Origin of the sequence: Campylobacter sp. 2457A (assembly GCF_020135895.1) — a bacterium.
Lineage (GTDB): Bacteria > Campylobacterota > Campylobacteria > Campylobacterales > Campylobacteraceae > Campylobacter_D > Campylobacter_D taeniopygiae.
On record NZ_JACHTO010000002.1, the window covers coordinates 47,026 to 61,756 of the forward strand.

The 14,731-nt window shown below is 30.6% G+C and carries 15 protein-coding genes; all 15 read right to left on the reverse strand.

The window, feature by feature from the left end; all coding sequences use genetic code 11:
- Nucleotides 1–22 precede the first annotated feature (22 nt).
- The 15 genes from H2280_RS01065 to H2280_RS01135 all read right to left on the reverse strand — a co-directional run bounded on the left by H2280_RS01065 (nucleotide 23) and on the right by H2280_RS01135 (nucleotide 14,726).
- The gene (locus H2280_RS01065; RefSeq protein ID WP_337215413.1) at nucleotides 23–1,192 is read right to left on the reverse strand and encodes a metal-dependent hydrolase; all 1,170 of its coding nucleotides are present in this window, start codon (nucleotides 1,190–1,192) and stop codon (nucleotides 23–25) included.
- 8 nt (nucleotides 1,193–1,200) lie between these two features.
- A complete protein-coding gene (locus H2280_RS01070; RefSeq protein ID WP_337195328.1) occupies nucleotides 1,201–2,097 on the reverse strand; it encodes an NAD(P)H-dependent glycerol-3-phosphate dehydrogenase in 897 nt (298 codons plus the stop codon).
- Nucleotides 2,097–3,515, reverse strand: coding sequence for an Asp-tRNA(Asn)/Glu-tRNA(Gln) amidotransferase subunit GatB (gene gatB / locus H2280_RS01075; RefSeq protein ID WP_337215414.1), 1,419 nt, complete (start codon nucleotides 3,513–3,515; stop codon nucleotides 2,097–2,099). Before gatB ends, H2280_RS01070 begins: the two co-directional genes overlap by 1 nt.
- Before the next feature lie 92 nt (nucleotides 3,516–3,607).
- Nucleotides 3,608–3,805: a hypothetical protein gene (locus H2280_RS01080; protein ID WP_337195329.1), complete on the reverse strand. Its 198-nt coding sequence runs from the start codon at nucleotides 3,803–3,805 to the stop codon at nucleotides 3,608–3,610.
- Nucleotides 3,802–4,482, reverse strand: coding sequence for a F0F1 ATP synthase subunit A (locus H2280_RS01085; protein WP_137623534.1), 681 nt, complete (start codon nucleotides 4,480–4,482; stop codon nucleotides 3,802–3,804). The genes H2280_RS01080 and H2280_RS01085 overlap by 4 nt, the downstream gene beginning before the upstream one ends.
- An 88-nt stretch (nucleotides 4,483–4,570) precedes the next feature.
- Nucleotides 4,571–4,846, reverse strand: a complete 276-nt coding sequence (locus H2280_RS01090) for a hypothetical protein (protein WP_337215415.1) — start codon at nucleotides 4,844–4,846, stop codon at nucleotides 4,571–4,573.
- Nucleotides 4,830–5,213, reverse strand: coding sequence for a flagellar export chaperone FliS (fliS, locus tag H2280_RS01095; protein ID WP_137623536.1), 384 nt, complete (start codon nucleotides 5,211–5,213; stop codon nucleotides 4,830–4,832). The genes H2280_RS01090 and fliS overlap by 17 nt, the downstream gene beginning before the upstream one ends.
- Nucleotides 5,214–5,224: 11 nt before the next feature.
- Nucleotides 5,225–7,216, reverse strand: a complete 1,992-nt coding sequence (gene fliD, locus H2280_RS01100) for a flagellar filament capping protein FliD (RefSeq protein WP_337215416.1) — start codon at nucleotides 7,214–7,216, stop codon at nucleotides 5,225–5,227.
- Nucleotides 7,217–7,218: 2 nt separating this feature from the next.
- Nucleotides 7,219–7,581 (reverse strand): FlaG family protein, encoded by a 363-nt coding sequence (locus tag H2280_RS01105; RefSeq protein WP_137623538.1) that lies wholly within the window; start codon nucleotides 7,579–7,581, stop codon nucleotides 7,219–7,221.
- Between the two features lie 155 nt (nucleotides 7,582–7,736).
- Nucleotides 7,737–9,542, reverse strand: a complete 1,806-nt coding sequence (locus H2280_RS01110; RefSeq protein WP_337215417.1) for a menaquinone biosynthesis decarboxylase — start codon at nucleotides 9,540–9,542, stop codon at nucleotides 7,737–7,739.
- The gene (hemC, locus tag H2280_RS01115) at nucleotides 9,539–10,465 is read right to left on the reverse strand and encodes a hydroxymethylbilane synthase (protein ID WP_337215418.1); all 927 of its coding nucleotides are present in this window, start codon (nucleotides 10,463–10,465) and stop codon (nucleotides 9,539–9,541) included. Before hemC ends, H2280_RS01110 begins: the two co-directional genes overlap by 4 nt.
- Entirely contained in the window at nucleotides 10,462–10,845 is a 384-nt protein-coding gene (locus tag H2280_RS01120) for an integral memnbrane protein (protein WP_337215419.1), read from the reverse strand. Before H2280_RS01120 ends, hemC begins: the two co-directional genes overlap by 4 nt.
- Nucleotides 10,842–12,551, reverse strand: a complete 1,710-nt coding sequence (locus H2280_RS01125) for a proline--tRNA ligase (protein ID WP_337215420.1) — start codon at nucleotides 12,549–12,551, stop codon at nucleotides 10,842–10,844. Before H2280_RS01125 ends, H2280_RS01120 begins: the two co-directional genes overlap by 4 nt.
- Nucleotides 12,538–13,833 (reverse strand): glutamyl-tRNA reductase, encoded by a 1,296-nt coding sequence (gene hemA / locus H2280_RS01130; RefSeq protein WP_337195334.1) that lies wholly within the window; start codon nucleotides 13,831–13,833, stop codon nucleotides 12,538–12,540. Before hemA ends, H2280_RS01125 begins: the two co-directional genes overlap by 14 nt.
- A complete protein-coding gene (locus H2280_RS01135; RefSeq protein ID WP_137623544.1) occupies nucleotides 13,833–14,726 on the reverse strand; it encodes a polyprenyl synthetase family protein in 894 nt (297 codons plus the stop codon). The genes hemA and H2280_RS01135 overlap by 1 nt, the downstream gene beginning before the upstream one ends.
- Nucleotides 14,727–14,731: the final 5 nt, after the last annotated feature.

Consider the following 14,731-nt stretch of genomic DNA (forward strand, 5'->3'; position numbering starts at 1 on the left):
TATTATTTAAAACTAATATTGATTAAAGTTTTACACCTTTAATTATATGCATTTTAACTTTTGCAAATAATTTATCATTATTATAAAGAGGACTCTTTGGAGTAGAAATTTCTTCGTTTTCATCAACAAGTATCAAATTAGCATCTTTTCCTACTTCAATAACTCCAGCATTTAAACCTAACAATTCACTAGGATTTTTACTGGTAAAATTACAAAGTTCTTTCCAAGTTAAAAAACCATTTTTGATGAAAAAAGTATAACAAAGACTTATAAAATCAGATATTCCATCAATTCCAAAAGCCGCTTCATCAAAAGCCAAATCTTTCAAAGAAGAAGATTTAGGGCTATGCATGGAAGTTAAAAATTGAATTTTTCCCTCTTTTAAAAAAGTTCTTAAAGATTCTTTATCTTGAGTACTTCTTAAAGGAGGGTTTAGTTTAGCTGCTGTATTAAAATTTTCACAAGCGCTATCATCTTTGATCAAATGATGAATACTCACTAGCTTAAGATCATCTTTATCTAAAATTTCAATAGATCTTTTAAGACTCAATAAATCAAAAACAATCTTAACTCCATAAAATTGAGCAATTTCCTTCATCTTTGCCACTTCGCTTGTTTCAGCAACTAAACTCATTCCTATAAGACCTAAATTAAAGCTAGTTTCGCAATCATTCATTACCCCTCTATCATCAAAATCACTATCATTGCAACGAGTAAAAACGAAACTATCTTTCATTAAAGCATATTGCATAACTACGCGTAAAATATTCGTATCGCTAGAACTTTTAAGCTCTAAAGCATTAGCTCCTTTATTTAAAAGTGTGGCTAAATTTTTAATTTTTCCTTGAGAATCTAAAGCACGTATATTTGGAAAAATTTTTATTTTTTTAGAATTTAGATTTTGTAAAAAAAGTGAAAAAATCTCTTCATCAAAATCCATACAATCACGCAAGACAACAGCGCTAAAACCATTTTCTATACACTCTTGTTCTAAAGATGATAAATGATCTAAGGAAAATTTATCGTCTTTTAAACTAACGCCTAAATCTACAAAAGAAGGTAATAAAGTCATTCCTTTAGCGTCTAAAATTTCATCGCCTTCTAAGTTAGTATCTATTTTTGCGATTTTTCCATTTTGAATTAAAACATCCTGTAATTCTTGACCATAAATTTTAGCATTTTTAATAAGCATTTTAACTCCTATTTTTTAGCTTTTAATAGTTCCTGCACTGCTTTTTTTACATCTTTTCCTTGTAAAATTTGTACAACTTCACGCACTATAGGCGTATAAATCTGATTTTTTAAAGCTATTTTTTCTATAGCATAAGCTGTTTTAACTCCTTCAGCGACTTCGCCTAGATCTTTTAAAATATCATCTAATTTTTGATTTTTAGCAAGTGCTAAACCTACGCGATAATTTCTAGAAAGCTGACTTGAAGCAGTTAAAAACAAATCTCCTGCGCCGCTAAGCCCTAAAAAAGTTTCTTCTTTCGCTCCAAAAAAATTTCCAAAACGATGCATTTCTATAAGTCCCCTTGAAATAAGTGATGCTCTTGCATTATTACCCAAGTTTAAACCATCGCTCACCCCACTAGCAATAGCTAAAACATTCTTATAAGCTCCACAAATTTCTGCACCCCTTACATCATTGCCTACATAAGTTTTTATAAAATCAGGGAAAAAAGCTGCAAATTCTTCACAAATTTTAAGATTAAAACCACTAATGACTAAAGCACAAGGCAATTTCTCCTCAACCTCTGCTGCAAATGAAGGGCCACTTAAAACGCATACTTGATCTTGACTGACAAATTCTAAAAAAATTTCATCTAAAAATTTACAAGTTGAAGTTTCTATCCCTTTGGAAGCGATTAAAATTTTTTGGCCTTGATTTTTAAAATGTTCTTTAAGCCACTTATGAATTCCTTGAGAACTTAAAGCAAAAACGAGATAATCACATTTTAAAGCAGTATCTAAATCAACAAAATGAGTTAAATTTCGCTGCGAACGAGAAGTGATTAGGCAAGTATTTTTAACATTGAAAGCATGGTATAAAGCACTGCCCCATTTTCCCGCTCCAATAACTGCAATTTTACTCATTAACCTAGCTTTGATTTTAAGATTTCATTCACTTTTGAAGGATTAAAGGCTCCTTTACCCTCTTTCATCACTTGACCTACAAAAAACCCAAAAAGCTTATCTTTACCGCTTTTATATTCTGCAACTTTATCATCATTTTCTTTTAAAATTTTTTCAATCACTGCTTCAATTGCAGAATCATCACTTACTTGTTTTAAGCCTAATTTATCAATGGCTTCATCAATGTTTATTTGAGTATTTTCAAACACATAGGCTAAAACCTCTTTACCTGCTTTAGCACTAATAACGCCTTCTTCTATGCGTTTTATTAGATTTCCAAGTTTTTGTGCATCTACTGGAGAATTTTCTATAGTTAATTCTCCCTTTAAGAGTCCCATTAGTTCTGTATTTAGCCAATTAACACAAAGTTTAGGATTTAATTTTTGAGTAATTAAATTTTCAAAAAAACGACTCATCTCAAGCGAACTAATAAGAACTTCTGCATCACTCTCTTTAATGCCTAATTCTTGCATATAACGTTTTTTCTTTTCATCAGGCAATTCTGGAATTTTAAGTTCTAAAAATTCATCTTTAAGCAAGACTGGCAAAAGATCAGGATCTGGAAAATAACGGTATTCTGCAGCTTCTTCTTTTCCTCTCATTGAGCGAGTGGTTAAACTACTTGTATCAAAAAGTCTTGTTTCTTGAACAACTTCTTTTTCATAGGTTCCATCTTCCCAAGCCTCACTTTGACGCTTCACTTCATAATCGATCGCTTTTTGTATAAAACGAAAAGAGTTAAGATTTTTAATTTCAACCCTTGTATAAAGTTTAGTATCTCCTTTAGGACGAATACTCACGTTTGCATCACATCTAAAACTTCCTTCTTGCATATTTGCATCTGAAATATCTAAAAAACGTATGATAGAATGAAGTTTTTTAAGATAAGCGACCGCTTCATCACTGCTTCTTAATTCAGGTTCGCTTACAATCTCAAGCAAAGGAGTTCCTGCACGATTTAAATCCACTTTTGAAAAATTGCTTTCATGGATGTTTTTTCCTGCATCTTCTTCCAAATGTACCCTAGTAATACCTATACGTTTATTTTCTCCATTTACATTAATAAAAAGTTCCCCATTTTCCACTATAGGAATATCAAATTGAGAAATTTGATAAGCCTTAGGTAAATCAGGATAAAAATAATTTTTACGATTAAAAACACTTTTTTTATTGATAGTGGCATTTACAGCTTTTCCAAAAAAAATCGCTTTTTTAACTGCTTCTTCATTTAAAACAGGTAAAGCACCTGGCAAAGCTAAGCAAGTAGGACAAACATTAGTATTAGGAGTTTCCCCAAAAGAAGTTGCACAAGAGCAAAAAATCTTTGTTTTAGTATTAAGTTGGGTATGAACTTCAAGTCCTATAACTACTTCAAACATTAAATTTCCTTGATACTTAAATTATCTTTGGCATTATTTTAACATTATTTTCTTTCAAAATGACTTTAAAAAATAAAAAGTAAGATTAAATATTAATGAGAAGTATTATTTAACTTATTTTTAAGTTGGTAATTTTCTATCAGTAAAATAAAAATTAGAGTTAAAAGCAAACCCGGAGTAAGCCCTAGGCATAAATATACATAAGAATTAAATTTAAGAAACATCAAAAATGCACCAAAAAGCATTAAAGCCAAGGATGCACCTTTGAAAAATTCTAAAATATAAATCAATGATCTTCCTCTATCTTAACAGCACCTGCTAAATACACATAGGTTAAAATCATAAAAATAAAGGCTTGTAAAAATGCCATAAAAGTTAAAAGTACGTAAGCAGGAAGTGGTGCCACATAAGGAACAAGAGCTAAGATAACCATTAAAAATAAATCATCGCCTTTGATATTACCAAAAAGACGAAAAGATAAAGAAATCACACGAGAAAAATGCGAAACAATTTCAATTGGAAACATCAAAGGAGCTAAAAATTTAATAGGTCCCATGAAATGAGAAAAATATTTCACCACGCCTTGAGTTCTTATTCCTTCAAAATGATAATAAACAAAAACAATAATAGCCAAAGATAAAGTTAAATTTAAACTTGCTGTTGGTGAATGAAAACCAGGGATAATACCTATAACATTACTAAAAAATATAATAATACCCAAAGTAGCCACTAAAGGAAGGTATTTTCTAGCACTTTTTTCATCTCCTAAAGTATCACGCCCCATAGAAAGAACGCCTTCTAAAAAAGCTTCTCCTAAATTTTGCAAACCACGAGGGATAAATTGCATAGAACTAGTAGCTCTATAAGCAATGATTACTGCGATAAAAGCCACTAAGCCTAAATGAAAAAAATAAGAAAAAGTATGACTTGAATCAAATAAAGAACTGAATAAAAATAAATCTTTCATAATTTCCTCAGAATTTTTTATAAAAGCTTATTCTAGCACTGTCTTGCTTATAATTTAATGAAAATAAATTTTATTTTAATCCTTAAAATTAAGAATTAAAATATTTTAAAGCTTTTTGAAATTTTTGAATATCATGAGCTTTATTGTCTTTTTTTGCTATGATTAAATTTGTAGCTTCTTGTAACAAAGCTTGAATTTGAATTAAAGTATCATTTATATTTTCTCTAAGCTCGTCATCATTTTTGGATTTTTTTGCTGCGTTGATTGCAAAGTCTTTTAGATCTAAATCATCTAAAAGGCTTTCTAAATTTTCTATATTTTCTTGTATTAAAGCGAGTTTAAAATCATCAAGCCATTTCTTCATTGCTATGCACATCTCTCCAAGCTTCCAATAAGCCTTTGGTTACATTGATAACCTCATCGATTCTTGCTTCATTATTTTCTAAATTTGCCAAAGATAGAAGTTGAATTTCTCTCGTATAAAGCCCACTTAAATAATGTGCCACTTCTCCGCCTTTTTCATAATCTAAGGTGTTGATTAGTTCTATAAAGATAGCTGTAGTTCTTTTAATAAAATAAACTCTTTGCTCTATATCTTCATTTTTAATAGCTACTTTAGCTCTAGCACAAAAACGTAAAATGCCCTCATAGAGCATTTCAATCAATTTTTGAGAAGATTCTATCCCTACTTGATTTTGGGAATAAGCATTATAAGCTAAACTATTTTGCATCGATCTTTTCCTTAATTATTTGAATTATTTGCAGCATTAATCATATTTGTAACTGTGGTTAATTGCTGATTAAGTTTATTTAAGATACTTTCATATTGCAACCACTGATTTGCCATAGTATCATATCTTGCATCAATCATATCTTGAGCTGATTTTTTTGACTCATTTAGAGATTTAGTATCATTAGTCAAACTTTCATCATATTTAGTTAATGAACCATTTGTTCCTGTCATTCCTTGAAGAGTTGCCTTAAGTTGAGAAAAAATACCCTTACCTTCTATAGGCTTTGCAGCAATCGTTGTCTCACTTAAACCAAACATCTTAAGAAAATCTTTATCTCCTTTGATAGCAAAATCAGATCCACCATCGCCGCTAAAATTAAGTTTAAAACCTTTTTCATTATTTTTATCATATTCTTCAACTTTAACTTTTAATCCATCAATATTAAGACTATTGATATGACTGGCCAAATTTTTAAGCATTTCTTCTTCAGTTTTACCTGTAAGTACAAAATTTGTCCCATCTGTTGTTTTTGATAGATCATAGGTTTGACCATTATAAACTATGCTAAATTTTCCAGATTCGAATTTAATCCCTTGATTTTCTTCTCCATCTCTTGTTTTAGCATCTTCTTTAGTTAAATATTTATCTAAACTACCTTTTTTAATCAAATCTCCAGTATGAGAAATATCTTGATATTGCGTGATACCTGAAAAAAAGCTTTCCGCAAAATCAGGATTTTCTTTTACCTTGCTTTCAAATTTAGAGGAATCAAAACTTAAAGTTCCAGCATCATTTAAAGTTAAACCAAAATCTTGCATAGAAAGCATAACCGTAGTGCTAACTTTATTACCATTTTCATCTTCAACAGTTCCACTAACTGATTGAGAATCAAATAAAGCTGAAATGATACTTGAGCGTATAGAGTTAACTTCAGTTACACCTTGTAAAGTTCCTTTAGTTCCTGTTTCAGCATTATAATCTGTTGCAGCATTAAGATTGGTTACTAAATCATTATAAGCATCAACTAATTCTTGCATAGCTTTAGTTACAGCTTCATTATCTTGCTGAACATCAAAATCAATTTCTCCTGTTTTATTTAAAGTCAAAGTTAAACCAACGCCTAGATCGGTTACGGTATTGCTTTGACGTATCATTTTGATTCCATCAAGGGTAAATTCAGCATTTTGTGCTTTTTGTATATGTAAAGGATTATCTTTATCATCCTTAATGCCATATCCTTTGAAAGTTTCTGGATCAAGAGTAAGAACATAGTTTTCACCATCTCTACCCGCAGTATCTGATAAAGGTTTATCTAACTCCCATCCAAGATTTGAAAAAAGTTTAGAGGCATTTTGATCAACTACATATCTTCCTTTATCATCTTTATATCCATCAAAGAAACTAATAGCACTATCTTCTCCGGTTTCTTTACTGGTTAAGGTTAAACGATAAGGAGCATCTTTTTCTCCCGTATTTACAATCTTTGCAACGATCTCACCACCCGTAGCTTCATTGATCTTATCGGCTAAGTCTCTATAGGTTGTGTTTTTATTATAAGTAATAGTATATTGCTTTCCATTTTGCATAAGAGTAAAAGAGGCATCACCCTCTAAGTTAGGATCAACATAACCTCCATCGTTTGCCAAACCTTTACTTTGATAAACATCTTTTTGTGCGAGTTGAGTTACATTGATCTTCATACTTTGTAAAGATACCCCACTATCAGCAGTTAAACTTGCTGGAGGATTTGTAGTTACACTCGCACTTACTTTTCTCTTTGCAAAAGCTGTTGCATCCGCCAAAGAAGAAACTGCGGTTTGGAATGTAAGCAATTTTGTTTTTATTTCAGTTAAATCTTTTTGTTTAGTTGTATTTTCTTCGATTTTTTTTGTATAAGGATCTACTCTAGCTTTTTCCTCTGCCTGTTTTAACTTATCCAAAGTATCTTGAGTTAAAACTCCAGATCCAAAACCCAAACTTGATAAACTACCGAACGCCATTTTCAACTCTCCTTATCAAAAATCATACCGATTACATCTTTAAAATATTCTGCTAATCTCATAGCCTCTTCACTAGGAATTTTACGAATTTCTCTTCCTGTGCTTTTTTCAGTTACGCTGATATACATAGAACCGGTTTTATCACTATAACCAAAACGAACATTGGTATCCAAAGAATCCATTTGTTCATTTAATTTTTTCGTAACATCTGCTAATTTATCATTCAAATTTTGCTGATTATCATCGCCTCCTTGGCTTTGTTTTTCAGCGTGAATATCCGAACTAGCTTTTTGCGCCTTATCTGTTCTTTGACTCATTTGAGTCAAAACCATATCCATTTTTTCATTTGCCTTCGAAATTTCCATTTTAAAATCCTTTTTAAAATTTCTTCTATTGCTAGTTAAACTCTACATCGGCAAAAAAATAATTTTATGAATACTTTTTTAATAAAAATTTTAAAATTTTTACTTAATTTTTTATAAGCAAAAAGTGTGCCAAGTAAAAAACAAACTTATTTTTCTTAACCCATAATTTCAAATTTTTTAAATAACTGCGGATCATTATCTAAAATATTACGCAAAATTAGATCTTTTATAACATTTTCATTGCAATCAGTTTGCCGAGGCCAAGCTCTTGTATAACCTTCAGTTTCATTTTTAGCACTCGCATCAATAGCTAATCTATCCTCTTTTATAAATAAATCTCTTTTTGCATCGATATTATTTACTACTCGCCACACTAACATGTATGGATTTTCTAATTTATTGTTTGTATCTAAAAAGACTAAAATTCTAAAATGCTTTTTAAATTTCAATAATCTTTCAAAAACTTGAGAATTTCTTTCTTTTTTATCAAGTAAAATACAAACTATAGGACTTTTACATTCTTTATAAAACTGCTTTAAAGCAAAAAGCTCTACTTCAGAATTAAAAAGTTCAAATAATTTTTCATCCTCTAAAATTTCAAGCTCTTCTATCTCATTTTTATCACAAGCATCAAGTCCTGCTTTTCCACCAAAACAAGAATTAGGCGACGCATGATCAAGCTGATCACAAATTCCTTCGCTTATAAGTAATTTTTGCACGCAAAAACGATTGAGAATATAAGGAATTAGCGCATCATAATCATCTAAACTAGGTGCATCTTTATCAACAAAAATCGCATGTTTAACAAAACTCATTTGCCCCACGCCCCAAAAAGCATGCATGATCTGCTGTGCATGTGCGGGGTATTTTGTATCAATTTTAGCTAAAATTAGATTGTGAAAAACTCCATTTTCAGGCATTTTATAATCGATCAAATCCGGAACAGAAGTTTGCAAAAGAGGCAAGAAAATACGTTCAGTTCCAAGCCCCATAATCCTATCTTCTAAAGGAGGTTTTCCTACAACGGTTGCTTGATAAATCGCGTCTTTTTTAGCATAAATTTTTTCAACTTTCATGACTGGAAAAAGTTCTGCAGGAGTATAAAAACCCGTATGATCGCCAAAAGGACCTTCTATTTTAAATTCCTCCAAATCCACATAACCCTCTATAACAATATCACTATCAAAAGGGACAAAAACACCATTATCGCAAGGTGTCAATTTAGCGGGAGTTTTTTTGATAAAACCATAAAGTAAAAGTTCAAAAATTCCTTTTGGTAGTGGAGCTTGAGAGCACCAGATATAAAGTGGATCTCCACCAATAGCTACACTAACAGGCATTTTTTTAAAACCTGCTTTTTTATACTCATGATAAAAATTAGCGCCATCTTTATGGATTTGCCAATGCATTAAAAGTTCATTGTCACCGCTTACTTGCAAACGATACATTCCAAGATTGTTTTGAGTTTTATCTAAATTATGAGTATAAACTTGCCCCATAGTGATAAATTTACCTGCATCATCCTCCCAAGTTTTAAGTATAGGAAGCTCTTTAAGAGAATTTAAAATTTCATAATTATAAAGTGCCTTATTTACGCCTAATCTTTTAGGTGGGACATTTTTAAAACTCAATAAATTCATAAAAAAATCAATTTTGGCTCTAAAATTAGTAGGAATATGAAGTTTGGTTAATTTTGAAATTTCATCAGCCACTTCATTAAAATCTCTTCCAAAGGCTAAATTTAAAGCTTTTTGATTGCAAAAAGTATTCATTAAAACCGGAAATTTGTATTTTTTTTCTAATTTTTTATCAACAGGATTTTTAAAAAGCAAAGCCTTACCATTTTCTTCTTTTTTTGCCTCAATATAAGCTAAATGTGCGATTTCAAGATCTACATCCACAGGCTCTTCGATAATTTTTAATAAATTATTTTCCTTTAAAACTTGGATAAAATTTTTCATATCATATCCTCTGCTTTTTTTAATAGTTCTTTAGCTCCTTTGCTTATAAATTCTTTAGCTAAAATTTCACCAAATCCTTTAAATTCATTTTTTTTGATCATTCTCTTATCTTTTAAAATTTCACTCCCATCAGGCAAACCAAGTATAGCACGGACACAAATCATATCTTCGTTAAGTTCAGCATTGATCCCTATAGGAACTTGACATCCACCCTCTAAAGTAGCGATAAATTCTCTCTCTATAGTCGTTTCTATTAAAGTATTTTCATCATTTAAACATTTTAATAAATTTAAAATTTTTACATTTTCAATACTCTCTATACCTAAAGCGCCTTGAGAGGCTGCAGGAATGAGTTCATCTTTGCTAAATTCATAGATAAAATTAACCTCTTTGTCTAATTCCAAACGTTTAATACCTGCTAAAGCAAGTATAATAGCATCAAAATCACCTTTTTTTAATTTTTCTATGCGAGAATTTACATTTCCACGTAAAGAAATAATCTCTAAATCAGGTCTTAATAACAAAAGTTGCATTTTTCGCCTAAGACTTGTAGTGCCTATTTTTGCTCCTTTAGGTAAAGAGAGAAAATTTTCATATTTTTGACTCAACATGGCATCATTACTTTTTTCTCTTTTGCTAACTGCTGCTAAAACTAAACCTTTTGGAAAAAAACTCGGGACATCTTTTAAACTATGTACCGCTAAATGCGCTTCATTTCTAAGCATACTCTCTTCAAGTTCTTTTGTAAAAAGCCCCTTACCACCAATCTTAGCCAAAGGAGAATCAAGCAAAATATCCCCTTTTGTTTTAAACCCTTGCAATACAACATCTATATTGTGTTGATTTTTTAAAATTTGTGCGATGTGCTCACTTTGCCAAAGAGCTAAAGCGCTTTTTCTTGTGGCTATGATTAATTGATTCATTTTTCATCCTCTATAATTTCAACATCAATGATTTCTTCACTCGAATTTCGATTTTGTTTATGGGTGTATTTTGTTTTAGTAACTATTTTTAAAAAAATACCAAATAAAAAAACTAAAAACCCTAAAAAACTTGTTAAAACTCCTGGAAAAACAAGCAAAAATCCAGCAATAACAAAAGAAAATTGTGTTAGCATGTTTTTAAAGCCTAAAATTTGAAATTCAAGTATATTTTTCCAAAAAACTCCTAAAAGTATTACACCAAATACCATACTTGCTAAAATAAAAATTAAAAAATTTCCAAAACCAAAAAAGACGATAAATAATAGGCTGAAAATAATTTCTACGGCAAATAAAGGACTTAATTTAAGCTTATAACTCATAATATTTTCTTTTTTATAATTTCTACAATATGTTCTGTTTTAATCACTTCTTTGCTTAGATTTTTTCTTTGTATGAGTTCTATTTCATTGTTTTGCAATCCTTTACCGATCACTAAGGCATAAGGAAAACCCATTAATTCAAAATCATTCATTTTCACACCAAAACGTTCATTTCTATCATCAAGCAAAACTTCGATACCCAAATCTTGCAATTGATGATAAATTTGATGTGCAAATTCACAAGCTTCTTCATCTTTTATATTTGAAATGATGATATCGATAGTAAAAGGAGCCAAAGTTTGATTCCAAATACAACCTTTTTCATCATGACCAGCCTCAATAGCAACAGCTACCAAACGAGAAACCCCGATTCCATAACACCCCATATAAAATGCTTGAGTTTTTCCATTTTCATCTAAAAAATGTGCATTCATAGCCTTAGAATATTTTTGTCCTAGTTTAAAAATATGCCCTACTTCTATACCCTTACTTTTTCTTAGCTTTGCGCCACATTTTAAGCAACAATCATTTTCTTTAACCTCTACCAAATCCTTAAAACGATCTTTATTGAGATTAACAACATCAATTCCTACTAAATGATAATCTTTTTCATTAGCTCCAATAATCATTTGTTTTTCATTTTCAAGCTCTTGATCAAGATAAAAATCTATATCTTTTAGGCCTACAAATCCGATAAAACCAGGAACTAATCCCGCATCAAGTAATTCACTTTCATCCGCATCAATAAGCTCTAAAGCCTTACAAGCATTTTGTGCTTTAACCTCTTGCAAATCATCACATCCACGTATAAAAAATACAACCAATTTGCTTTCATTCTCGTAAATAGCTTTTTTTACAACCGCCTTAACAGTATAAAATTCATCAATCTTAAAAAAATCAGCCAATTCTTTAATACTTTTAATATTAGGGGTGTGAAATTTACTCGCATAACTAGCTTCTGGGCGCTCTTTATCACAAGTTTTTTTAGCCCTTGTTGCTGCTTCAATGTTCGCAGCATAATCACAATTTTCACAAAGCAAGATATCATCTTCCCCATTTTTTGCCAAAACCATAAATTCTTTAGAGCCGCTTCCACCTATTGCTCCACTATCAGCCTCAACAGCCCTAAAATCAAATCCCATTCTTTTTAAGATACGAGAATAAGTTTCATACATCAAATCAAATTCACGTGTCAAATCTTCTTCATTTTTATGAAAGCTATAACCATCCTTCATTAAAAATTCTCTACATCTTAAAAGCCCGAAACGCGGACGCGCTTCATCTCTAAATTTCCAACCGATTTGATACAAATGCAAAGGAAGTTGCTTATAGCTTGTAATTTTATTTTTAACCAAAGAAACCATCGCTTCTTCATGAGTTGGCCCTAAAACAAAATCATTTTCTTTTCTATCTTTAAAACGCAAAAGTTCTTTTCCAAAAACATTATAACGCCCACTTTCCTGCCACAAACTAGCTGGAGTAACAAAACTAAGATTTACTTCCTGTGCGCCAGCTTTGTCCATTTCTTCTTTAACTATGGCACGAATTTTGTCTAAAACTCTTTTCCCTAAAGGCAAAAAATTATAAAGCCCACTACCAATTTGTTCAACAAAACCAGATCGAACTAAAAAAATATGACTTGGCAAACTTGCATCTTTAGGCGTTTCTTTTGTGCTTGGTGCATATAATTGACTAAATTTCATCATTATTCTCCATGTTAAAATCGCATTTGTATTGATTTAAACCCTCAAGATTATTTTTCAAATCAAAAACATAACGCATAGCATTAATCACTGTATCGCTTTGAATTTTTCCTTGAAGGTGTTTTAAATTTACAGTTGGATTGTGTAAAAAAGCTTTAAAAACTTGATGGATCAGTTTTCTTGCTTCATTCTTATCTGAATGTTTTAAGTAACCTTTCTTTAAAGCAATGTCAAGTTGTTTATCTGCACACTCTTTTGCTTTTAAACGTATAGCTTTAATAATTGGATTTAAAGCCAAATCATTTAAATATCTAAAAAAATCCGATGTTTCTTGCCCTATAATGCTATAAGCCATACGTGCTTCATTCTCCCTTAAGGCTAAATTTTTTTGGACAACAGCTTGTAGATCATCAACGGCAAAAACAAAAATTTTATCATTTTCTTTAATATCAATATCACGTGGCACTGCAATATCAAAAAAATATCTTTTATGAGGAACTTCTTCGATTAAAGCATTAGTAATAATAGCATGAGTCGCATTAGTAGCTGAAAAAAAGAGTTCATACTGGTTTAAATACAATTTTAAATTTTCCAAACTATCGTATTGATGCAAACCCTCTAATTTTTCACAAAGTAATTTAGCCTTTTGCATATCGCGATTTAAAATAATAATCTTAGCTCCACCAGCAATCAAATGCTTAGCTGCAAGTTCAGCCATTTCTCCAGCTCCTATAACCACAGCCTTTTTTTGACTTAAATCTAAAAGTTCCTTTGCTTTAGCCACAGCAACACTAGCAACTGAAATAGGATTTTTTGAAATTTGAGTTTCTGTTCGGACTTTAGCAGCACACTTAAAAGCACAATGCAATGCCCTTGAAATATGAGTTTTACAAAATTCATTCTTTAGAGAAAATGAAAAAGCATCTTTAATTTGTCCTGCAATTTGAGTTTCACCCACAACAAGACTATCTAAAGAACTTGCTACTGAAAAAAGATGGTGTATCGCTCCGCTATCCTCAAATATATCAGCTTTTTTTAGTAACTCATCCTGATTGACACCACATAACAAAGCTAAAGTTTTAATAATATATTCTGAACAAGCATTTTTAACAAAAGCAATAATCTCCACACGATTACAGGTACTAATTATCAAACTTTCTTCAATATTTTCATGTGCATTAATCATGCGTAAAAATTCATACTTTTTTGTTTCATCTGTAAAACTTAATTTTTCCCTTAAAGAAAGATCGGTATTTTTATGAGTAAAAGAAACGCAATAATACATTAAAAATTCCTATCTATCATTGCTTTAACAATATCTTTTAATTTTTGATTAGAATATTCTTCTATAGCATCAATTGCTCTTTTGGCGTATTCTTTAACCTCCAAAATTGATTTTTCCAAAATTTCTTTTTCTTTAAATTGAGTATTTATCCATATTTTTTCTTGCTCGTTTAAATCTTTTTTAAACATTGATTTTAATTGTTTTTTTCCTTCTTCATCTAAACTTTCAAAAAGATATATATAAGGCAAAGTAACCTTTCCTTCTTTAAAATCTGCCATAGAAGGTTTTCCTAGTGTTTTTTCATCTCCTTTAATATCTAAAATATCATCAATCATCTGAAAAGCAAGTCCTAAATTTTTTCCATATTCTCCAAAAGATTTTTCATCCAAACCAGCTAAAATAGCTCCGCATCTTGCACTCGCTTCAATTAAAACTGCTGTTTTATTATAAATCATACTTAGATATTTATCTTTATCGGTGTTAAAATCCTGACTTAAATTAACATCCATAAGCTCACCTATAGAAAGCTTGACAACTGCATCAGAAATAATGTTTGCAAATTGAGTGTTCATTTGACTTAATTCATAAAAAGCTTTAGAGTATAAAATATCTCCTAGCATTAAAGCATTTTTTGTCCCAAATTCTGAATTAACGGATTTTACCCCTCTTCTTAACTCGCTCTCATCAATAATATCATCATGCAGCAAACTTGCTAAATGTATAAGCTCAATAGTCGCACAAATGCTTATTGCCTCTTTACTTTCCCCTGAAATGGCTAAAAGTAATTTAGAACGCAATTTCTTCCCTGATTTAACATGCAAAAGCATTTCTAATATAGGTTGATAATTTAGCTCTTTTAAAAATTTTTGTATCAAATCATCTATTACTTGCACACTCA